General features: G+C 72.1%; 18 protein-coding genes. 7 read left to right on the top strand and 11 right to left on the bottom strand.

Annotated features, from left to right (window positions below):
* The first annotated feature begins 175 nt into the window (after window positions 1-175).
* Both AWX74_RS06185 and AWX74_RS06180 read left to right on the top strand, forming a co-directional pair.
* Window positions 176-745 carry a DUF6232 family protein gene (locus AWX74_RS06185; RefSeq protein ID WP_091272535.1) on the top strand — a complete coding sequence of 190 codons (570 nt, stop codon included), beginning with the start codon at window positions 176-178 and terminating at the stop codon, window positions 743-745.
* A 36-nt stretch (window positions 746-781) separates the two neighbouring features.
* Window positions 782-1,135: a hypothetical protein gene (locus AWX74_RS06180; protein ID WP_165615485.1), complete on the top strand. Its 354-nt coding sequence runs from the start codon at window positions 782-784 to the stop codon at window positions 1,133-1,135.
* Window positions 1,136-1,199: 64 nt separating this feature from the next.
* Here the strand turns inward: AWX74_RS06180 and AWX74_RS06175 are convergent, their stop codons facing one another.
* Both AWX74_RS06175 and AWX74_RS06170 read right to left on the bottom strand, forming a co-directional pair.
* A complete protein-coding gene (locus AWX74_RS06175; RefSeq protein ID WP_165615484.1) occupies window positions 1,200-1,871 on the bottom strand; it encodes a copper resistance CopC family protein in 672 nt (223 codons plus the stop codon).
* A gap of 112 nt (window positions 1,872-1,983) precedes the next feature.
* Window positions 1,984-4,548 carry an MMPL family transporter gene (locus AWX74_RS06170; protein ID WP_091272529.1) on the bottom strand — a complete coding sequence of 855 codons (2,565 nt, stop codon included), beginning with the start codon at window positions 4,546-4,548 and terminating at the stop codon, window positions 1,984-1,986.
* Window positions 4,549-5,066: 518 nt separating this feature from the next.
* On the opposite strand from AWX74_RS06170, the gene AWX74_RS06165 reads away from it, so the two are divergent.
* Complete coding sequence (locus AWX74_RS06165; protein ID WP_397313022.1) at window positions 5,067-6,704, top strand: dolichyl-phosphate-mannose--protein mannosyltransferase; 1,638 nt, start codon at window positions 5,067-5,069, stop codon at window positions 6,702-6,704.
* A gap of 57 nt (window positions 6,705-6,761) precedes the next feature.
* Here AWX74_RS06165 and AWX74_RS06160 read toward each other — a convergent pair whose 3' ends face one another.
* The 3 genes from AWX74_RS06160 to AWX74_RS06150 are packed head-to-tail and all read right to left on the bottom strand — an operon-like array spanning window position 6,762 to window position 9,842.
* A complete protein-coding gene (locus tag AWX74_RS06160; RefSeq protein WP_242666101.1) occupies window positions 6,762-8,135 on the bottom strand; it encodes an acyl-CoA synthetase in 1,374 nt (457 codons plus the stop codon).
* Between the two features lie 38 nt (window positions 8,136-8,173).
* On the bottom strand, window positions 8,174-9,106 hold the full coding sequence (locus AWX74_RS06155) for a sigma-70 family RNA polymerase sigma factor (protein ID WP_311983562.1): 933 nt from the start codon (window positions 9,104-9,106) through the stop codon (window positions 8,174-8,176).
* 40 nt (window positions 9,107-9,146) lie between these two features.
* Window positions 9,147-9,842: an NAD(P)-dependent oxidoreductase gene (locus AWX74_RS06150; protein WP_091272525.1), complete on the bottom strand. Its 696-nt coding sequence runs from the start codon at window positions 9,840-9,842 to the stop codon at window positions 9,147-9,149.
* Between the two features lie 323 nt (window positions 9,843-10,165).
* Here AWX74_RS06150 and AWX74_RS06145 point away from each other — a divergent pair, with 323 nt between their 5' ends.
* Window positions 10,166-11,779, top strand: coding sequence for an acyl-CoA synthetase (locus tag AWX74_RS06145; RefSeq protein WP_091272523.1), 1,614 nt, complete (start codon window positions 10,166-10,168; stop codon window positions 11,777-11,779).
* 67 nt (window positions 11,780-11,846) lie between these two features.
* Here AWX74_RS06145 and AWX74_RS06140 read toward each other — a convergent pair whose 3' ends face one another.
* Window positions 11,847-12,215 (bottom strand): hypothetical protein, encoded by a 369-nt coding sequence (locus AWX74_RS06140; RefSeq protein WP_242666100.1) that lies wholly within the window; start codon window positions 12,213-12,215, stop codon window positions 11,847-11,849.
* A gap of 428 nt (window positions 12,216-12,643) precedes the next feature.
* Here AWX74_RS06140 and AWX74_RS06135 point away from each other — a divergent pair, with 428 nt between their 5' ends.
* The 3 genes from AWX74_RS06135 (at window position 12,644) to AWX74_RS06125 (ending at window position 16,457) form a co-directional block, all read left to right on the top strand.
* The gene (locus tag AWX74_RS06135) at window positions 12,644-13,870 is read left to right on the top strand and encodes an NAD(P)/FAD-dependent oxidoreductase (protein WP_091272521.1); all 1,227 of its coding nucleotides are present in this window, start codon (window positions 12,644-12,646) and stop codon (window positions 13,868-13,870) included.
* A 149-nt stretch (window positions 13,871-14,019) separates the two neighbouring features.
* Window positions 14,020-15,306, top strand: a complete 1,287-nt coding sequence (locus tag AWX74_RS06130; protein WP_091272927.1) for an MFS transporter — start codon at window positions 14,020-14,022, stop codon at window positions 15,304-15,306.
* Between the two features lie 119 nt (window positions 15,307-15,425).
* A complete protein-coding gene (locus AWX74_RS06125) occupies window positions 15,426-16,457 on the top strand; it encodes a dolichyl-phosphate beta-glucosyltransferase (RefSeq protein ID WP_479724493.1) in 1,032 nt (343 codons plus the stop codon).
* A gap of 147 nt (window positions 16,458-16,604) precedes the next feature.
* Here AWX74_RS06125 and AWX74_RS06120 read toward each other — a convergent pair whose 3' ends face one another.
* From AWX74_RS06120 to AWX74_RS06100, 5 genes are all read right to left on the bottom strand, one after another.
* Window positions 16,605-17,519: an alpha/beta hydrolase gene (locus AWX74_RS06120; RefSeq protein WP_091272921.1), complete on the bottom strand. Its 915-nt coding sequence runs from the start codon at window positions 17,517-17,519 to the stop codon at window positions 16,605-16,607.
* Window positions 17,520-17,614: 95 nt separating this feature from the next.
* Window positions 17,615-17,938 (bottom strand): helicase associated domain-containing protein, encoded by a 324-nt coding sequence (locus AWX74_RS06115; RefSeq protein WP_091272518.1) that lies wholly within the window; start codon window positions 17,936-17,938, stop codon window positions 17,615-17,617.
* Window positions 17,939-18,055: 117 nt separating this feature from the next.
* Window positions 18,056-19,180: a uroporphyrinogen decarboxylase/cobalamine-independent methonine synthase family protein gene (locus tag AWX74_RS06110; protein ID WP_091272516.1), complete on the bottom strand. Its 1,125-nt coding sequence runs from the start codon at window positions 19,178-19,180 to the stop codon at window positions 18,056-18,058.
* A complete protein-coding gene (locus tag AWX74_RS06105; protein ID WP_091272514.1) occupies window positions 19,173-19,634 on the bottom strand; it encodes a GlcG/HbpS family heme-binding protein in 462 nt (153 codons plus the stop codon). The genes AWX74_RS06110 and AWX74_RS06105 overlap by 8 nt, the downstream gene beginning before the upstream one ends.
* Window positions 19,631-20,434: an alpha/beta fold hydrolase gene (locus tag AWX74_RS06100; RefSeq protein ID WP_091272511.1), complete on the bottom strand. Its 804-nt coding sequence runs from the start codon at window positions 20,432-20,434 to the stop codon at window positions 19,631-19,633. The genes AWX74_RS06105 and AWX74_RS06100 overlap by 4 nt, the downstream gene beginning before the upstream one ends.
* Window positions 20,435-20,437 lie beyond the last annotated feature (3 nt).

Raw genomic sequence — 20,437 nt, 5'->3', positions numbered from 1 at the left:
TTCATTTCACGATGTGTGGTACGTTCTGCGCGGATCCGGTGACCGGGTACCTGTCGTCGCTGATCCCGACGTTTATCGGCCTCGTGCTCGTCAGTCGACGTTCCGGATGTCAGCTCACGATGCGTTCGCCGATCGGCGTCCGCGTTATCAATAAGCCAGTACAGGCGGGGGCTGTATGGCAAAAAAGAATCAGATCTTCGAGATCGTGGTCGGCAAGCGGGCGCTCACGATCGGGCACGAGGTGTACCCGCTCGCCAACATCTCCCGGATTCAGACCCGGGAGCTGAAGTGGTTCGGGAAGTACAGCACCTTCTACCCGCTCCGGCGGATGGCGTCACTCGCGGGAGGCGTCGCCCTGCTCGTGGTGGCGGTGATCGTGGGCCCACGCTACGCCGACCCTGACGGGGAGTACGCCCTCGAGGACATCGGCCGGCAGTTCGCGGTTCTCGTGCTCGTTCTGGCCGGCGCGGCCACTCTCTGGCTGAGCGGTGTCCTGATCTACCGGGTGTTCTTTCGGCGCACCTACTACCTGCTCCTGCTCGAAACCGCCGGCGCGCAGGCAGCCCTGCTGAACGGAACGGATCTCAAGGAGATCATGCGCATCCGGAACGCGCTCGTCGCCGCCATCGAGGATCCACCGGCATCCGCGTACAACATCGAGGTCCACGGCGATGTTTTTGCTGGCGACAAATTCACCGGGCGGGGCTACAACGTCAACAAGAGTGGCCGAGGTGCCGGCCAGTGACAGGCGGCCGGCCCGGTCCGGGCACAGGGCGGGGGAATGATGGGTGACGTCTTCTCCGGTGACAAGTTCACCGGCCAGGGCTACACGGTCAACAAGGCCGGTCGTGACATCAACCAGGTGGTCAGCAGTCACCAGGTCGGCTCCGCCGCACAGCTCGACGCGGCGGTGGGCGAGCTGCGCGCCCTCATCGACCAGCTGATCCGGGACAGGGCGGTCACTCCGGACGGGGAGGCCGTCGCCGACCCGGCGGCGGTCATCGCGGCGGTGCGGGACAACCCGAGCCGGCTTCAGGAGCTCGGCGTCGCCGTGGCGGGCGGGGCGAAGGACGCGGTTCTGTCGATCGTCCAGGGCGGCGTGGCCGCGATGGTGGTCGCGCTGCTCGGCCGGTAACGGATCCGGGGGCCCGCACCCGCCGCGCCCGGCCTCGGGTCGACCCGAGGCCGGGCGCGGCCGGTCAGCGTGCGGTGCCGCGGCGGCGGATCAGCTGGACGGCGGCGACGGCGGCCAGAAGCAGCACCGCGACGGAGATCACGGCGATGATCCACCACACCGCGTTGCTGTCGGACGACGACGGCGGCGCGGACGGCTCGATCCGCACCGTGGGTGTGGGGGACGCGGCTGCCGGAGCGGCCGGGGACGAGCTGCCGGCGGCCTGCGCCGGGCCGGCCAGCGGCGACGCGGAGGTGGGCGAGGGACTGGGCGCGGCCACCGTGAAGGGGAACTGCCCGTTGATCGCATGGCCGTCGGCGGAGACCACGGTCCAGACCACCTGGTAGCCGCCGCCGGTGAGCCCGGAGACCGGCACCGTCACGGTCTTGTCCACGGCGGACAGGGCACCGACGGCAGCCGGTGCCCCACCGTCGCCGGTCACGGAGATGCTGGAACCGTCGCCTCGGACAGTCCCGCTGAAGGTCAGTGAGATCGCGCCGGGTGCGGCGTCGAGGGTCGCTCCCGCGGCCGGATCGGACGAGGTCAGCGCGGTGTGGGCGGACGCCGGCGAGCCCAGCAGAGCCACCAGAACCGCGGTCAGGGCGACGACCGGGGCCGCTCGGCGCAGGGCCTGCCCGCGCGGGACCGTCCCGCGCGGGGAGGCGCCGGGCAGGGGCAGATTCGATCTTCTGTGCACCGCTCGCATGCTATGGGCCCGCGTCGGCGACGCCGCGGGGTTCCGCCCTGGCGGGTCGTCGCGCTCTCCCGGGGAATCCGCACCCGACCTCCCCTGGGGCCGGGCGCAGGCTTCATCGCCGTCCGTCGCGCGGGACGCGGATTTCATAGAAGTAGGGCGTGCCGTTCCCGTGCTGCGCGGCCAGATCGGAGGGGGCCGGCGTGCGCGGTCTGGGCGGCACCCCGGACCTGAGACCCGGAGTCCTGGTTCGGTGGCCGTTCCACTTCTCGTTGCCGCCGGGATCGCCGGCGCGGCCGACGAGAAGCGGGGTGGTGGGTACTGTCTGCCGTTCGACGCTTCCCTCGATTCCTTCGACGGTCACCGGATTCGCCCTGCGTGCCCTTGGCGGTCTGTCCGTCCTGCCCGCGGTGTACGTGTCCTGACGGCTGGTCCGTGACGCGTTCTCGGCGTGTGACAGCCGGAACAGGTGCGCGATCGCCGGCAGTGCGGCCACGCGCAGGACGAGGGCGTCCACCGCGACACCTGCGGCCAGGCCGAAGCCCATCATCTTCAGTGTCCGCGGGGGCTGCGCCGCGATCGCGACGGCCACCAGGAGCATGACCATGTTCATGGTGAGGACGACATGCCCGAGCTCTGCGTGCCCGCGTGCGATGCCGTCCCGGGCGCTGCGGATGATGCTCCTGCGGCCGCCGGCGCGCTCCCGCGGGCGGTCCTGGCCGTTGCCGGAAGGCCCGCCCGCGGATCGGTCACTCGCGGCACGGTTCTGCTCGCGCAGCCGCCCGAGCAGGACGAGGTTCATCCCGGGGGCCAGGCCGAGCACCGCCACGAACACCGGAACGAGGACGAAGGGCTCGACCGGGCTCACCATCACACCGAGCCTCTCGGCGAAACGCTCGTTCTGGAAGAGGATCGTCAGGACGCCGCCCGCAGCCTGGACCGACAGGGTCGCGGACAGGCCGAGGAGGGCGGCCAGCACCGCCGACCGTGACACCACGAACGCCACCAGCGCGACGGTGAGCAGGACGATGCACAGCAGCGCGACCACGCTGCCCCGGAAGCCCGCCGCGGCGTCGTCGAACAGGGCGGTCGGACCACCGACGTCCGCGGTCGTCGCCGTGTCGCGCAGGACTGCCGGGAGAACTTCCGCGCGCAGCTGGTGGATCAGCTCGCTGGCCTCCTCCGACCGTGGGCCCGGCTGGGGGAGGACCCGGATGACCGCCAGCCCTTTGGCGGTGTCCTCCAGCATGACGGCCGCGTTGCGCACCCCGGGAGCCGCGGCGAGCGCGGCGGCGACATCCGCGGAGGTGACGGACCTCGTGGCCGGGCGGGCCTTCGCCGGCGCCTGCCGCACGGCCACCAGGACCGGCCCGTTCAGTCCGGGGAAGAAGCCTTCGCTGACAAGGTCGTACGCCCGTCGCGACGTTGTAGACGTCGGCTCGGCACCCGAGTCGCCACCGCCCAGGCGGATGCTGCTGGCCTGGACCGTCAGCCCCACCAGCAGCATCCCGGCGACCACCGCGACCTGGGCCGGGTATCGGCCGACCTGGGTGGCCCACCACGATCGCAGGCCGGGTCGGCGTCCGAGGCCGGCTCCGGCCACGGACAGGAAGCGTCGCTCGGTCCAGCCGAGCAGCCGCGTGCCGGCCAGCCCGAGCAGCGCGGGCAGCAGGGTGAGTACGACGAGGATGGTGATCGTGCCCACGGCGGCGGCAGCGAGCGCGATGCCACGGAAGCCGCTGAGCCCGACGATGCTCACCACCGCCATGGCCACCGTCAGGCTCAGCCCCCCGACTGCCAGCGCCGCGCCCGAGGTGGCGGTGGCGGTCTCGGCGGCCTGGATGCCGTCCTCGCCGCGCAGCAGGGCTGACTGCGCTCGGTAGACGATGACCACCGCGCCGCCCAGGCAGATGCCGAACGCCAGGAGGCCGGCGACCATCGGCGCGAACGGGGTCATGACCACCGTGTGCGCCAGCTTCGCGGTCGCCGCGACCGCGAGCGTGGCGGCGACCGCTCCCGACACAAGACAGATGAGCAGCCCGGACGGGGAGCGGACCGCGGCAATGACGAGTAGCAGGCCCGCGAGCAGGGCGAAGATCAGCGGAGTGGTCGAGATGCCGGCGGTCTCGATCGCCGTGATGCCTGGCCCGGACATCTCGACCTGGAACTGCGGGTCGTCGTAGGCCAGTGCGAGGTCCTGCACGCGCCGTACCGCGGCCAGGTCGGGTGCGAGGGCGGTGCCCTTCAGCACGACGGAGATCATCGCGGTCCGCCGGTCGGCGCTGATCGGGGTGACCCCGACGGTGGCCGGCCCGAGCGGTCCGCCCGGATCCGCGACGAGGGCGACTCCCGGCAGCTTGCCGACCTGCGCGATGAGCAGGGTCATCCGGTCGCGCGCCATGCGGTCGTCGAGAGTGCCCTCCCGGGCCCGGACCACGATCGTCTCGACATCGGGTAGCTGGCCACCCGGCGAGATCGCCGTCACGTTGGTCAGCGCACGGTCGGATTCCGAGCCCGTCGGCGCCACCTGCTGGGTGTACTGGGCGCCGGCACCGCGCACGTAGAGGGCCGCCGACGCGAGGACGATGATCCAGGCGACCAGCAGGAACCCGCGGTGACGTGCGCAGCCGCGCGCGAGCCTGCCCACCGCACCGGCGAGTGAACTGTCCAGAAAAGCCACTGGCGCACCCTAAAAGGACGTAGTTAAGTCGTATAACTCATTTGGCTCGCGGGGACCTCCTCGAACGCGCTTCGTCGAACGCGCTTCGGGGAACGTGCCGACGCGACCGCGAAGGAGGGTGACCGGACAGGTCATTCCCACCAGCAGGGACCATCACGGAGGTGCGGGGGTGTCGGGTCCTCACCGGCGAGTGGTGGCTACCGCTACCAGGCCAGATCCCCACACGGCCGGATGATCCGCGCAAAACGGACGATAATTCGGTCTTACGGATGAAACAAGTGTGATGGAATGCAGTTAAGCTCGACCGTTGCGTGAAATCTCGCGAGGACGCCCGAAAGTGCCGTCGGCTGGGTGCTTTACTGCCGTGCCGTGAACACCGCCGTCAGAGCGGGGAGGCCGGCGTGGTGCTGCCTGCGACCTGCGCCGCGCCGGCGGGCCCGCGCCGACGGCCATGGGGACAGGGTGGGAAACGCCCTGTCAGCAGGCACAGGCTCACGACCTAGGCTGAGCGCGTGAGCGTGACCGCACTGACGACGGCTGACCCCTCCGCGCCAGAACCCGGCCAGACCGCGCGGGCCGTCGCCGCGTCGGCCGGCACGCTGCGCGCACGGCTCTGCCCGCCGATGCCCGCCGACCGGGTACTGGGCTGGGCCGCCGCGCTCGCCGTCACCCTGCTCGCCGGGATCCTGCGGTTCTGGCGGCTGACCGAGCCGAAGGGCATCTACTTCGACGAGGTCTACTACACCAAGGACGCCTGGGGCCTGATGACCCACGGCTACGAGGTGGACAGCAACACCTGCTCCGGTCCCGCCTTCGTGGTGCACCCGCCGCTGGGCAAGTGGTTCATGGCGGCTTCGGAGAAGCTCTTCGGCTACCAGGACTGTGCCGGCGCGGTGCACGGCAGCCCCGAGCTCGGCTGGCGGTTCGCCTCCGCGTTCTTCGGCACGCTCGCGGTGCTGGTCTTCACCCGGCTCGCCCGCCGCATGTTCCGCTCCACCCTGCTGGGCTGTTTCGCCGGCCTGCTGATGACCCTCGACGGGCTCGAGTTCGTCCAGAGCCGGATCGGCATCCTCGACATCTTCCTGATGACGGGGCTGGTGCTCGCGCTGGCCTGCCTCGTCCTCGACCGTGACCACGGCCGCACCAGGCTCGTCGACCGGCTCACGCGCACCGACGGTACCGAGAGCACCGACGGCACCGACGGCACCTACAGCACTGTGGGAGTTGCGGGCGGAGGCGCCGACGCCCGGTACGGGCCGCGGCTCGGCTGGCGGCCCTGGCGGCTCGCCGCCGGTCTGTGCCTGGGTGCGTCCATGGGCGTGAAGTGGAGCGCCCTCTACACCCTGGTCGGGTTCGCCGCGCTCGCGCTGGCCTGGGACATCGGTGCCCGCCGCACGGCGGGCTTCCCGGCGCCGGTCCGCGGTGCGCTGCGCCGGGACCTGCCCGCCTGGTTCGGCTGCTACATCGCCGTGCCGATCGTGACGTTCCTTTCCACCTGGACGGGCTGGTTCCTCACCGACGGCGGATACGACCGGCACAGGTACGGCGACGGCTTCGTCGCCGCCTGGCGCGGATGGTGGTCCTACCAGCAGGCGATCCTGGAGTTCCACGAACACCTGTCCGCCCGGCACGTCGCGCAGTCCACGCCGATGAGCTGGCTGGTGATGGGCCGGCCGGTGGCCTACGACTACGAGGGCCCGAAGTTCGGCGAGCAGGGCTGCCGGGCGGTCGAGGGCTGCGCCCGGGAGGTGCTGGCGCTGGGCAACCCGGCCGTCTGGTGGGTCGGGACGGCCGCACTGGTCGCGATGATCGCGCTGTGGGTCGTTCGCCGTGACTGGCGGGCCGCTCTCGTGCTGGTCAGCTTCGGGACGTCCTTCCTGCCCTGGCTGGCCTTCCCCAACCGCACGATGTTCTTCTTCTACGCCCTGCCGCTGCTGCCGTTCATGATCCTGGGGATCACCGCCTGCGCGGGCCTGGTGCTCGGCCCACGCGAGGCCTCCGACACCCGCCGCCTCGTCGGGGCACTGATCTTCGGTGTGTACCTGATCGCCGTCGTGCTGCTGTTCGCCTACTACTACCCGATCCTGGCCTGGGAGACGATCCCGCTGGACGACTGGCGCGACCGCATCTGGTTCCCCGCCTGGATCGTCGCCTGAACCCGCGAGCCGCGAGAAACCGGCCGGTGCGGAACTGGCCGGTGCGGAACCGGCCGGTCAGGTGAGCAGCTTCTTCTGGACCTTGCCCAGGGGGTTGCGCGGCAGCGAGGTGACGAAGCGGACCTCCCGCGGGCGCTTGTGCGGGGCGAGGGCCGTGGCGACATGGTCGACGAGCACCGCGGCGTCGACGGTCTCATGCGGGACGACGAACGCGACGATCCGCTGGCCGAGATCGTCGTCGGGAACGCCGATGACAGCGGTCTCGGCGACCGCGGGATGGGCGAGCAGCGCGTTCTCGATCTCCCCGGCCCCGATCTTGTAGCCGCCGGACTTGATGAGGTCGGTGCTCTGACGGCCGACGATGCGCAGCTGGCCGTCCGGCTCGAACAGGCCGAGGTCGCCGGTGGCGAACCACCCGTCGGGCGTCAGCGCCGCCGCGGTCGCGGCCGGGTTGCCGAGATACCCGGAGAACACGTTCGGGCCGCGCACCTCGACCGGCCCGAACTCGTCGGTGCCGGTGACCCGGACGTCGACGCCCGGCAGCGGTGCGCCGACGAGGCCTGGCCGGCGCTCGCCGTCGGCGCGGGCGGCGGTGTTGATGAGGGTCTCGGTCAGCCCGTAGCGTTCCGCCACCCGCTGCCCGGCCAGCGCGACGAGCCGCTCGAACACGGGCACGGGCAGCGCCGCCGAGCCGGAGACGAGCAGCCGGGCGGACGCGAAGGCAGCCGGCTCCGGCACCCGCGACCACATGGTCGGCACCGCGAAGTACAGCGTCCCGCCCGGGGTGGGCGCGAACCGCCCGGTGTGGTGCAGCGCGGACCCTAGGCGCAGCGGGCCGAGCGTCCCGAGCACGAGCCCGTGCACGTGGAACAGCGGCAGGGCGTGCCCGAGGACGTCCTCGGGTGTCCAGGCCCAGGCCTGCGCCAGCGCGTCGATGTTCGCCGCGATGGCGCGGCGCGGGATGACCGCGCCCTTCGGGGGCCCGGTGGTCCCCGAGGTGTAGATGATCAGGGCGGGTGACTCGTCCCCGCCCCGCCCACCCGGCCCGCCCTGCCCGCCCGGCAGGTCCGCCGCTCCCGCCGCGCCGGCCGCCGGTTCGGGCTCCGCCGGCAGCGCGGCGCGGGCGGTGAGGTCGACCTGGTCGAGGATCAGGTCGGGGGCGCTGTCCTGCAGGACGTACGCCCGTTCGGTCTCGCCGGACTGCGGGTTGATCGTGACCACGGTGACCCCGGCCTCGACGGCGCCGGCGATCGCGACGACCGTCTCCATCGTCGGGGTGGCCACCACGGCTACCCGCCGCAGGCCGCGCAACCGCTGCGCGACGGCACCCACCGCGCCCGCGAGATCGTCTCCCTCCAGGGAGACGTCCGACATCTGGACCTTCGCCTCGCCTCGGCGCAACGCAGTCAGCACGCTCTCATTGTCGGGCACGCAAGCCGACCGGGGCGCCGAACTCGGGTCTTCGGGGCTCAGGAACCGGTCGCGATGTGCAGCGCGGCGAGTCGCTCGGGGTCCAGCAGGAGGTCGATCTCGATGATGCGCCCGCCGCTGACCGTGACGCCCGCGACGGCGAGGACGCCGTCCGCCGACGCGGCGAGCACACCGGCCGCGCCGTTGACCAGGGCGGTGCTGCACAGACGGGCGAACCGGATGGCGTGGGTGGAGATGTGGCCGGCGACGTCGGTGGCACCGGCGAGCACCGTGGGGCCGACCCAGGGCCGCGAGCCGGGGTCGACTCGCAGGACGATCGCGGGATCGAGCAGGGTCAGCAGCCGCTCGAAGTCGCCGGCGCGGGTGGCGGCGAGGAAGGCGTCGACGACCTTTCGCTGCCGGGCAAGGTCGGCGTCGGGCGTGGTGACCGTGCCACGCAGCCGGCGCCGGGCCCGGCTGGCGAGCTGCCGGGCCGCCTCTGGGCTGCGTTCGACGATCGGGGCGATCTCGGCGAACGGCACGCCGAACATGTCGTGGAGCACGACGGCGAGGCGCTCGGCCGGTTCGAGGCTGTCGAGCACGACGAGCAGGGCGAGCCCGACGGAGTCCGCGAGCAGGCTGGCCTGTTCGGGGTCGAGGCTCTCGCCGGTGCTCACGACGGGCTCGGGCAGCGTGGTGCCCATGAGGCTTTCCCGGCGGGCGGTGCGGGCCCGGAGCATGTCGATGCAGACCCGTCCGACGAGTGTCACCAGCCAGCCGCTGATGTTGTCGATCACCGTGCTGTCGGCGCGGATCGAGCGGATCCACGCCTCCTGCAGCGCGTCGTCCGCCTCGGTGAGCGAACCGAGCATCCGGTAGGCCACCGCCCGCAGCCGGGCGCGATGCCGGTCGAACTGCTCGGCGAACCAGAGCATGTCATCGTGCTCCGGGGAGGCCCCGCCGCTCACGGCCGGGAGGGATTCGCCAGTCAACGCTTGTCGTCCTTCCGTCGTCGGTCGGGTTGGCGGTGGCTCAGCCGCGGGAGAAGGCCTCGCGGCGCATCATGCCCAGCAGGGTCGGGGCGCCCTCGGTGGTGTTGACCGCGACGCACCTGCCGACCCACTTGTCGTCGCCGGCCAGCGCGAGCATGCTCGCGGCGAGGTCGGCGCGGCTGGTGAAGATCCGGTCGGAATGGTCCTCCTGTAGCTCGTAGGCGGTCGGTTCGGGGGCGTCGAACAGGCCCCCGGGGCGCAGCACCGTCCAGTCCAGGCCGCTGGTGCGCAGGAACTCCTCCATGGCCCGCATGTCGCGGTAGGTGGTCCGCCCCATCGTCGCGGTGAGGAGCGGCTGCATCACCCGGTTCAGCAGGAATCCGCCGTCGGCGTGCCGGGTCGGGTAGGCGGCCGACGAGCTCACCGCGACCACCCGCCGCACATCGTGGCGCCGCATCGCCGTCGCGATGATCTCGATGCCCTCGCTGTAGACCGTGATCTCGCGGCGGCTGAACGGCACACCCAGGGTGGAGAGCACGGCGTCCGCACCGCCGACGATCCGGGTGACGGCCGCCCGATCGTGGACGTCCGCCTCGGCGACGAGCAACCGCGGATCGCTCAAGGGAAACCGGGCGGCGTCGCGGGTCACCGCCACCACGTCGTGCCCGGCGTCGACCGCCTGCTGGCACAGCACCCGTCCGGTGCCGCCGTTCGCTCCGAACACCACGTATCGCATGCCGCCGCTCCTCGCGCCTCGCTCCGGGAGACACCGGGACGTCCCACGCCCGGCGGTGCGCCCCGAGCGAGGCGCACACAGAGGAGTCGAAGCCCGCGGCCCGGATGTGACCGGGCCCGGATGCGACCGGGCGCCGATGCGACCGGGCGCCGATGCGACCGGGCGCCGATGTGACCGGGCGCCGATGTGACCGGGCGCCGATGTGACCGGGCGCGGAGCCGGCCGGCCCGGAGGTGACGGGTGCGGGCAAGGGGTGGGCCGGTGCTCCGGTGGACGGCGACAATGGCGGCGGGGGAGATCACGACGTGGAGGAGAATGAGTCGATGTATCCCGGAACGTTCGCTGCGAGGTTCGCCGACAAACCGGCTGTGATCATCGCGGAGACGGGGGAGCGGCTCACCTACCGTGAGCTCGAGGACAATTCACTACGTTTAGCCCGGTATCTCTACGACGCGGGCTTCCGGCGGGGCGACCATGTCGCGCTGCTGGCGGACAACACTCCGCAGGCCTACGAGGTGTACTGGGCGGCGGTGCGTTCGGGCTTCTACATCACCGCGGTCAACTGGCATCTCGCGGTGCCGGAGATCAGCTACATCGTGAACGACTGCGGGGCGCGGGTACTGATCGCCTCGGCCGCGCTGCGGGACGTCGCGGCCACCGTCGTCATGGACACGCCCGCCGTGGATGTCCGGCTGATGTTCGGTGCCCAGGCCCAGGCCCAGGCCCAGGCCCAGGCCCAGGCCCAGGCCCAGGCGCAGCCGCAGGCGCAGACCCAGGCACAGCCGCAGCCGAGCGGATCCCTTCCGGGTGGCTTCGGCTCCTATGAGGCGGCGTTGGCGGGCGCCTCGCCGGAGCCGCTGCCGGCGCAGCCCCGCGGGGCCGACATGCTGTACTCGTCAGGCACCACCGGCCGGCCGAAGGGAATCAAGAAGCCGTTGCCGGAACGGCAGGTCGACGAGCCGGGCGACCTCTACACCGAGCTTCTCCCGCGTATGTACGGCTTCGACGCCGACACCGTGTACCTGTCTCCCGCGCCGGTCTACCACGCGGCGCCCCTGCGGTACTCGACCGTCATCCACGCCGTTGGTGGAACGGTCGTCCTGATGCGTGCTTTCGACGCGCAGTCCGCGCTGGCTGCCATCGAACGCCACCGGGTCACGCACAGCCAGTGGGTGCCCACGATGTTCGTCCGAATGCTGAAGCTGCCAGCCGAGGCGCGGGAACAGTACGACCTGTCGAGCCATCGGGTCGCCGTGCACGCCGCGGCGCCGTGCCCCGTCACGGTGAAACAGGCGATGATCGACTGGTGGGGCCCGATCCTCCACGAGTACTACGCCGCCACCGAGGCCATCGGCACGACGCTCGCCAGCAGCGAGGAATGGCTGCACCGTCCGGGAACGGTGGGGAAGGCGACGCTCGGCATTCTGCACATCTGCGCGGATGACGGTACGCCGCTGCCGCCGGGCGAGACCGGGACCGTGTACTTCGAACGCCACGACCCGCTGTTCGAATACCACAACGACCCGGAGAAGACGGCCCAGGCACGGCATCCGGACCACCCGACCTGGAACACGACAGGTGACGTCGGGTATCTCGACGCCGACGGCTATCTCTACCTCACCGACCGGAAGGTGTTCCTCATCATCTCCGGCGGTGTGAACATCTATCCGCAGGAGATCGAGGACAGTCTCGTCCTGCACCCCAAGGTGTTCGACGTCGCCGTCGTCGGAATGCCCGACGAGGAGATGGGTGAATCCGTCCGGGCGGTGGTGCAGCCCGCCGCGGGCATCATGCCGGGGCCCGGTCTGGCGGCCGAGCTGACGGAGTTCCTGCGCGGGCGGATCGCCTCCTACAAGATCCCGCGCAGGTTCGACTTCGTGACCGAGCTGCCGCGTACACCGACCGGCAAGATGGCCAAGAAGGCGCTGCGCGGCTGATCCGCTCCTGCGGTGGCCGAGGGCGGAGGCCGAGCGCGGAACGTGGTGCTCGGCCTCCGCGTCGGGCTCAGGCGAGGGCGGGCATCACCCTGTCGACGACGATCCGCAGGTAACGCCACGCGATCTCGGGGGGCAGGCCGCCCACCAGCGGGTGCAGGTTGATCGTCTGGCCGCCGCGGGCCAACTCGACCGCCTCCTCGACGGTCATCACGCGGTGGCTGCGGTTCTCGGCTCGCAGCTCGTCCACCGTCGTCGCGAAGGAGAGACTGGTGGTGGTGGTGTCGGTGCGCTGATCAGCCTCGTTCCAGCTGGCGTAGCTGACGGCGTCGTGCAGCAGGTGCGGGCCGACCTCCTCCCACGCCCGGTCGACTCCCGGGACGGGCGGTCGGCCGTGCGGGCACCCCTGGGTGTGGCGACCCGGTTTGGAGAGTCGCAAGAGTGAACGATTGTGGTCGTTCCAACGACCAAAATCCTTCTTTCTTGCGGGTGGCCGGGTGAAGCTTCGCCTTTTTTGTTGCTTTTGATGTGAATTTCCGGTGCTGCGTGGTGGCGGTTTGGGGTTGGCGATCTCATCCGCGCCCTCCCGGCTGTCGATCTTGTTCGACGTCCGGCAGGTGTCAGGAAGTTCCGGGGCGGGTTGTCGCGGCCGTGCGCGGCACCGACGCAGGCGTACACGGCGTCGACGCGGCGGACCCGACGTACCGCGGCCGCTGAGCCGTCTGGCCTGCCCGGCCCGTCCGGGTGCCTTGTCCGCCACTACGACGGGCGCACGACGTCGCTGTGCGCATCCGGAACGTAGCGTCGGACCGAGCGAGTGGACGGGCAGAGGAGCGACTCGGTACCCGCGGGATCGGGAGGTCCACCATGAGTGGCAGCACAGGCAGGCACCGAGTACTGATCGTCGGCGGCGGGACGGCGGGAATCACGGTCGCGGCGCGGCTGCGCCGGGCGGGCGTCACGGACGTCGCGTTGATCGAACCGTCGAACACGCACTACTACCAGCCCATGTGGACCCTGGTCGGCGGCGGCCGGGCCCCGGTGGAGCCGACCGCCCGACCGGAGCAGGACGTCCTGCCGCGCGGCGTGCGCTGGTACCGCGACGCTGCCGTCGAGATCGACCCCGACGCGCACACGGTCGGGCTCGCCGGCGGCGGCCGGGTGGCCTACGACTTCCTGGTGGTGGCGCCCGGCCTGCAGCTGCGCTGGGACGCCGTCCCCGGGCTGGAGCGGACGCTGGGCCGCGGCGGGGTTTCCAGCAACTACAGCTACGACTTCGCCCCGGCGACCTGGAACTTCATCCGCAACCTGCGGTCGGGGACGGCCGTGTTCACGATGCCGTCGACGCCGGTCAAGTGCGGCGGGGCACCGATGAAGATCGCCTTCCTGGCGGCCGACTACTGGCACCGGACCGGTGTCGCCCGCGACATCAGGATCGTCCTGGCCTTCGGTGCGTCGGCGCTGTTCCGGGTCGCGGCGTACCTGCCGGCGCTGGAGGCCGCCGTCGAGCGCTACGGCCTGGACCTGCGGCTTTCCACCGAGCTGGTGGAGGTCCGTCCCGAGCGCCGCCAGGCCGTCCTGCACGAGCTGGCCGCGGGCGCGACCGGAGGCACCGGTGGCATGACCGAGCTGGACTACGACTTCATGCATGTCACTCCGCCGCAGCAGGCCCCGGACTGGATCAGGTCCGGCCCGCTCGCGGGAGCGGACGACCCCGGCGGCTACGTCACCGTCGACCCGGCGACGCTGCGGCACAACCGCTACCCGGACGTGTTCGCGCTCGGTGACGTGGCGGGCCTGCCGACGTCCAAGACCGGTGCGGCGATCCGCAAGCAGGCACCGGTGGTCGTGGCGAACCTGCTGGCCCTGCTCGACGGCCGCGAGCCGCGGGCCCGCTACGACGGCTACACGGCCTGCCCGATCGTGACCGCCCGCGACCGGATGGTGCTCGCCGAGTTCGACTACGCGCTGCAGCCGCGCCCCAGCATCCCGGTGATCGACACCACCCGGGCGCGCCGCGACATGTACCTGCTCAAGCGCTACGGCCTGCCGGCCTTCTACTGGAACCTGATGCTGCGCGGCCTCGGCTCGTGAACGCACGGGCGGTCCAGGGGTTTCCGGCACCGGGACGGATCGGGTTTCCCGGACGGATCAAGGTTTCCCGGTAGGAACCAGGGTGTCAAAGTAGGTCGGTGAAGGACACTTCCGACCGGCGTGTGCTGGCCCGGGCGAGGGCCGCGACGATGGTGACCCACTTCGTGCTGGCGCTGGTCCTCGCCGCGTGGGCGCCGCGCATTCCGCAGGTCCGCAGCGACCTCGGCCTCTCCGACGGTGAGCTGGGCCTGGCCCTGCTCGGCGGTCCGGTGGGTGCGCTGGCCACGCTGTGGGCCGCCGGCACCCTCGTCAGGCGGCTGGGCAGCCGGCGGATGGTCGTCGCGTCGCTCGTCGGCTACTGCACCGCGGGCACGCTGCTGGCGGTGGTGTCCGGGGTGCCGTCGCTGTTCGCGGTGCTCGCGGTGTGGTGTGCGCTCAGCGGTGCGCTCGACGTCGCGAGCAACGCGCAGGCAGCCATGATCGAGGAGCTGTTCGGCCGGCGGATCATGATGACGGTGCACGCGGCCTGGACGGGAGGCGCGCTTGTCGGCGCGGGTCTCGGTGCGGGCGCCGCGGCGCTCGATGTTCCGCTCGGCCTGCAGACCGCCGTGCTGGGCGCGGTCGGGCTCGCCGTCGCCCTGCCCGCGACCGGCTGGATGCTGGACGGTGACCACGCTGTCGCGGCACCTCGCGCCTCGCCGCGCGGGCACCGCCGGTCGGCGGAGCTCCGGGCTTCGGTGCGGTGGGTGGTGCCGTTCGTCCCGCTCTGCGTGGTCGCGTTCGCGAGCTTCCTCGGGGAGGGGATCGCGGCGGACTGGAGCGCGGTCTACCTGACGGACGTGACCGGTGCGTCGCCCGGCCTGGCCGGGGTGGGCCTGGTCGCCTACATGACCTGCATGCTGGGCGTACGGCTGGTGGGTGACCGGGTGGTGGAGGCCCACGGCGTCCGGCGGACGATCCGGCCGCTGGCGCTGGCCGCGGGGGTCGTGTTCGCCTGCGCCCTCGTCCTCGGCGGGACGGCGGCGGGCACCGCGCTGGGGATCGTCGGCTTCGCCGTGCTCGGCGCCGGCCTCGCCTGTGTGGTACCGGCGGCGTTCTCCGAGGCGGGACGTCGGGCGACCCGCGCCGGGGCACCCGCCGGGCCGGCGATCGCCCTGGTCGGGTCACTGGGCTATGCGGGCTGGCTCGCGGGGCCGCCGCTGATCGGCGGCGTGGCCGAGCTCGTCGGCCTGCGCACGACCATGTGGGCGGTGGTCGGGCTCACCTGCGCCATCGCGGCGCTCACCGGTGTCCTCGCCACGGCCAGCTCGCCCACGCCGCCCGAATCACCCACGCCGCCCGATTCGCCCGTGCCGCCCCGTCCCGATTCAGCCGTGCCGCTGCCGACCACGGCGAGCCTGCCGCCCGCGACGACGTCGGCGTCCGCCGCGGGTTAGCCGGGAGGGGCTGCTGGACAGGCGGTTCGGCCCCCCTCCGACCTGGCATCGGCCCATCTCACAGTCGTCGCACAGGGACAGCACAGCGGTGCCGAAGGCTCGGCGCCGACGGTGGACCCATGACATCCTCACTGTTCGTCGGGGCACCGGTCGCCGGGGTGCCGGCCGCGCGTCGCCACAACGGCGGGGCCTCGAACACCGACGCGACGCTCCCGGCCCCGGTCGTCGGCTCCACGCCCGCGGTGACGACGGCCGTGGCCGCGGTTGTCGGGGCCGCGGTTGTCGGGGCCGCGGTTGTCGGGGCCGCGGTGGCAGCGCCCGGGACGGTCGTTCCGGCACCGGGCGGGGAAGGGCTTGCCCCGGTGCTCGACCTGGTCGTTCCCGTGTACAACGAGGAGCGGGATCTCGCTCCGAGCGTGCGGCGGCTGCACACCTATCTGAGCGCGACCTTCCCCTACCCGTTCCGCATCACGATCGCGGACAACGCCAGCACCGACACGACCCTGGCCACGGCACACGGGCTCGCCGCCGAACTGCCCGGTGTCGCCGTGACGCACCTCGACGCCAAGGGCCGCGGCCGGGCGCTGCGTACGGTGTGGGCGGCCTCCGACGCGGCGGTGCTCGCCTACTGCGACGTCGACCTGTCCACCGATCTCGCCGCGCTGCTCCCGCTGCTCGCGCCGCTGCTGTCAGGCCATTCGGAGCTGGCGATCGGCAGCCGGCTGGCCCGTGGCTCGCGGGTGGTGCGCGGCCCGAAGCGGGAGGTCATCTCCCGCTGTTACAACCTGCTGCTGCGTGCGACGCTGCGGGTGCACTTCACCGACGCGCAGTGCGGGTTCAAGGCCATCCGGGCCGACGTCGCCGCCGCGCTGCTGCCCCACGTGGCCGACAACGGATGGTTCTTCGACACGGAGCTGCTGGTCCTGGCGGAGCGGTGCGGGATGCGCATCCACGAGACGACCGTCGACTGGATCGACGATCCGGACAGCCGGGTCGACATCGTCTCGACCGCCCTGGCCGACCTGCGCGGGATCCGGCGGATCCGGCGCGAGATCGCCCGGGGAACGGTGCCGTTGGCGCAGCTGCGCGCGATCTTCGGCCGGGAGCGGCTGTCCGCCCGGCCGTCCCGGCCCGTCGTGCCCGCCTGCTGAACGGCATCGATCCCGGCACCTGCGGCCCCGACGGCGATGCCCGGCCAACTGGCTCCTCGGCCTGCTCGGTGCTCCCACCACCGAGCAGGCCGAGGCCGCCGGGGCGGATCGTGGCTCCGCCCGACGTGGGTGTCCCAGTCGCGGCGGTCAGGCGGTGCGGGCCAGCGCCGCACCGACGAAGGTCAGCTGGGCCGGCGTGACGGAACGCCAGTAGCTGGGAGTGTGGCCGCCGGGCCCGAAGTTCCGTTCCTGCGCCCGCAGCGTCACAGCGGCCTCGCGGGAGACGCTGATGAAGGGATCCGACCCGCCGCAGTCGATCCGGTAGGCCACGCCGGGGGCGGGTGCGGTTCCCAGCACCGGGTGGGCGGCGAAGTCGGCCTTCGAGTCGAACGCGCCGGGGGCGCTGGCACCGTAGGAATGCCACATCGCCGGGCTGCTCGCGGCCACGGCGACGACCAGCTCGGGGTGGCGGTGCGCGAGCAGTAACCCGCCGTAACCGCCCATCGACCAGCCCGTCACCGCGATCCGGCTGGTACGCAGACCCAGCTGGTCGAGCCGCGGCAGGACCTCGTCGAGGATCATCGCCTCCGGGTCGTCGCCGGAGGCCCGGCGATGCCAGTACGTCTCGCCGCCGTCCAGGGTGACGAGCGCGAACGGTGCCACCCCGGCCGCGAGCACCGTGCCGAGCTGGGCTTCCAGCCCGAGCAGGGAGACGGCCCGCGCGGCGTCGTCACCGCGCCCATGCAGGACGAGGCAGACCCCCAGCCCGTCCGCGACGCGCGGCGCGACCACCGCCATGCCGACCTCACGGCCCCGCGCCGCGCTCGTGAACCTCGTCCGACGCACCTCCACCGGACCACGGGTCGCCGCGGCACCGGGCGTGGACGTCGACGTGGAATGCGAAGCAGGCGGCGAAACGGGCGTGGCCGGAGTGCCGACCGGGCGTGGGGGGTCACTGACGACGAGACCGTGGGAGGGCTGGGAATCCGTCCCGCAGGCCGTGGGAAGACCACCGGCCGCGGTGACGGTCGCGATCAGCAGCGCACGCCTGCTTGGGCCCATGCTGCGGATGTTCTCATCACGCGGCGGACCACCGCGACCACGGTACGGTGGTCCGCCGTTGCGCCGTTGCGCCGGTTCCTCGGTGCGCGGCCCGTTCAGCGATGCGTGGCCGGCTCCCACTGCCAGCCGGGGATCCGTTCCAGCGCGGACCGTCGCGCCGGTGGGAGCCGATCCTCCAGGTGCGCCACGCGCTGACCGGCGACCCAGGTCGCGAGGGGGAAGCCGCTCGGATCCAGCTGACCGTCCGGGACCCGGGTGTGGCCGTGGCTGTGGCTGAACTCGCGCAGCGCCGCCAGGCCGAGGCGGAACTCGTCCTCATCGGCCTGGACCTGCGCGTCGGACAGCTGCTGGACGCTGTGTTCCAGCCGCTCGCGGCGCCGGGCGCGATCCGCGGCGGCGATCTGCGGTTCGTTGTTCACAGTGCTGACCTTCCTGCCGGCAGCTTCTGTCGAACACTCTCCTCTCCGTGCATGCCCGCTGTTCGACAGGTCGCACGTGCCCGGCGGGGACGAGATCCGGCCCCGCCGGGCGGGCGGTCAGAGCTCGTTGCCCCAGAAGTAGCGGGCGACCATCTCGACCCGCTGCAGCTTCGCGCGCTGGTGTGCCGCGTCCAGCGGCACGGTCGTGGCGTGGAACCCGCCGTTCGTCGAGATCGCGATGTCGTCGACGTCGATCAGGGCGGCCGCGTCGTCGATCCGGCCGACCAGTTCGTCGACGGGCTCCAGCTCCGGGTCGTCGACGTCGACGATGCCGAGTGACACCACCAGGCCGGCGGGCAGCTGCCCGAGCGGGAAACGCTCCGCGGGTGCCGCCGGGTATTCGACGCACAGCCGGCCGAATCCGAGGCCGCCCAGGAACCGCTCGACGGCAGCCGGGTCGTAGCCACCGCCGACCGCACCGGTGGCGGTGATGTCGAGGCCGACGCGGAACTCCGCCGGGGTCTCCAGGCCGGCGAGGACCTGGGCGTCGACCTGCGACATCCGTTCGATGGTCGAGTCCGGATCGATGCCGCGCGACCGGGCCTGCGACCGCCCCTGCTCGGTGAGCAGGAAGGTGTACGCGGGGTTGGTCAGCAGGATGTAACGGATGCCGTCGGCGGCCAGGGCGGCGATCTCCGCGCCCAGGATCCGAGCGAGATCCGCACCGACCTGCTCGACCTGCCCGGCCGCCCCGGACGTCCCGCCCTGCCCGGCTTCACCGCCGGTGACGGCGACGCCTCCGGCCAGCTCGGCGAGGAAGCCCGGGGACGGTAGCGCCACCAGCGTCGGGCGGTCGGTGCCGGACAGCAGACAGTCGGCCTCGTGCTTGGCCAGCCGGCCCTGCCCGACCGGGCGATCGGTCAGCCCGCGGACCTCCGGCGCGTGCGCGATGCCGACGAGGTCGGCGAACGCGCCGCCGGGCAGCGGCTTGTCGGTGAACCCGGCGACCCCGTCGTAGACGACGGACAGATGGTTGCGCCGGCGGAACTCCCCGTCGCTGAGCGCGGCCAGGCCCAGCCGGCGCTGGGCGAGCAGCGCCTGGCTGATCGCGGTCTCCTCGGCGGCCAGCAGCGCCGCACCGTCGACGGCTCCGCGCAGCTGTGCCGCCCGGGTCTCGACCAGCTCGGCCGGTGGCAGCAGGCTCGCGTGGTGGTCGATGTGGTACTTGAAGTCGTCAGCCATGTCCGTTCGCCTCTCGGCGTGCCCCGGCCCAGGCCGGGAAGTCGACGGCGAAGCCGGCGGCCGCGACGACGGCTTCGCAGATCTGCTGGTCCTCGTCCGGGCTGCCACCGGAGATGCCGATCCCGCCGAGGATCGCGCCGTCCCGCTTGAGGGTGTAGCCACCCTTGGTGGCGACGATGGGGTGCTGTCCCATCCGTCCCACCTGGGTGAAGAAGACCGGGTCGGACTGGCGCCAGTTCTCCAGCATCTCGGTCGGCCGCTGCATGACGGCCGCCGAGTAGGCCTTCGACAGGGCGATGGCCGGCGTCATGGGGCGGGCACCGTCCATCCGCTCCACCAGAACGGTGAAGCCGCCGTAGTCGACGACGGCGATGCTCAGCGCCTTGCCCAGTTCGAGCGCGCGCTCCCGGGCGTCGTCCACGAGGGTCCGGGCATCACTGAACAGCAGGGTCATGCCGACGCTCCAGCGGTCGCGAGCTCCGAGGCGTACGCCTTTTCCAGGAAGCGGATGAGGGCGGCGTTGAACAGGTCGGGCGCCTCCCAGTACATCGAGTGCGGCGCGGCCGGGACGAGTTCCAGCGTCGCGCTCGGGAGAAGTGCCGCCGCGGCGCGGACGGTGTCCGGGCGCAGCACCGCGTCGTTCTCCCCGGCGAGGAAACAGAGCGGAATGCCGGAGCCGGCGAGCTCGGCGACGGTCGGACCGTCGGTGTTGAGATTGCGAAGGTCCGCCATCTTCGCGGTGTTGAAGGTGCCCATCTGCCGGAACAGGAACGTCTTCTCCTGCTCCTCGGCCTGGAAGCGGGGAGTGAGCAGCCGGTCCAGGACGGGCAGCTTCACCGCCTCGGCCCGGTCGGCCTGGACCCGTGCGGCCAGGTCAGGATGGTCGATGCCGCCGAGCGAGTGCGCGAGCACCACACCGGCGGCGAGACCGGGCCGGCGCAGCGCGGCACGCAGCGCGGCCGCGGCCCCGATGGACTGCCCGACCAGCACCGCGCGCTGCACCCCGGAGTCGACGAGAACGGCGGTGATGTCATCGGGAAACGCCCGGCTGTCGAACTCGTCCATGGTGGAGTCCGAACGGCCGAAACCGCGCAGGTCGAGGGTGATGACGGTGAACCGGTCGCGCAGCACGGGAACCTGCTGCCACCAGGCGGCGTGGTGCCCGCCCGAACCGTGCACGAACAGGACGGCCGGGCCGGTGCCGTGCACCTCGTAGTAGATCCCGGTGCCGTCCGAGGACGTCGTGGTGGGCATGGG

Source organism: Parafrankia irregularis (assembly GCF_001536285.1).
GTDB classification, from domain to species: Bacteria; Actinomycetota; Actinomycetes; order Frankiales; family Frankiaceae; genus Parafrankia; species Parafrankia irregularis.
This window is presented reverse-complemented; position numbering and strand designations above follow the sequence as displayed.

Bases quoted from the DNA above. Each gene is read 5' to 3' on its own strand.
- AWX74_RS06180 (WP_165615485.1), top strand. From the start codon at position 782: ATGATGGGTGACGTCTTCTCCGGTGACAAGTTCACCGGCCAGGGCTAC.
- AWX74_RS06145 (WP_091272523.1), top strand. From the start codon at position 10,166: ATGTATCCCGGAACGTTCGCTGCGAGGTTCGCCGACAAACCGGCTGTG.
- AWX74_RS06150 (WP_091272525.1), bottom strand. From the start codon at position 9,842: ATGCGATACGTGGTGTTCGGAGCGAACGGCGGCACCGGACGGGTGCTG.
- AWX74_RS06120 (WP_091272921.1), bottom strand. From the start codon at position 17,519: ATGGGCCCAAGCAGGCGTGCGCTGCTGATCGCGACCGTCACCGCGGCC.
- AWX74_RS06135 (WP_091272521.1), top strand. From the start codon at position 12,644: ATGAGTGGCAGCACAGGCAGGCACCGAGTACTGATCGTCGGCGGCGGG.
- AWX74_RS06185 (WP_091272535.1), top strand. From the start codon at position 176: ATGGCAAAAAAGAATCAGATCTTCGAGATCGTGGTCGGCAAGCGGGCG.
- AWX74_RS06105 (WP_091272514.1), bottom strand. From the start codon at position 19,634: ATGACCCTGCTGTTCAGTGATGCCCGGACCCTCGTGGACGACGCCCGG.
- AWX74_RS06100 (WP_091272511.1), bottom strand. From the start codon at position 20,434: ATGCCCACCACGACGTCCTCGGACGGCACCGGGATCTACTACGAGGTG.
- AWX74_RS06130 (WP_091272927.1), top strand. From the start codon at position 14,020: ATGGTGACCCACTTCGTGCTGGCGCTGGTCCTCGCCGCGTGGGCGCCG.
- AWX74_RS06110 (WP_091272516.1), bottom strand. From the start codon at position 19,180: ATGGCTGACGACTTCAAGTACCACATCGACCACCACGCGAGCCTGCTG.
- AWX74_RS06125 (WP_479724493.1), top strand. From the start codon at position 15,426: ATGACATCCTCACTGTTCGTCGGGGCACCGGTCGCCGGGGTGCCGGCC.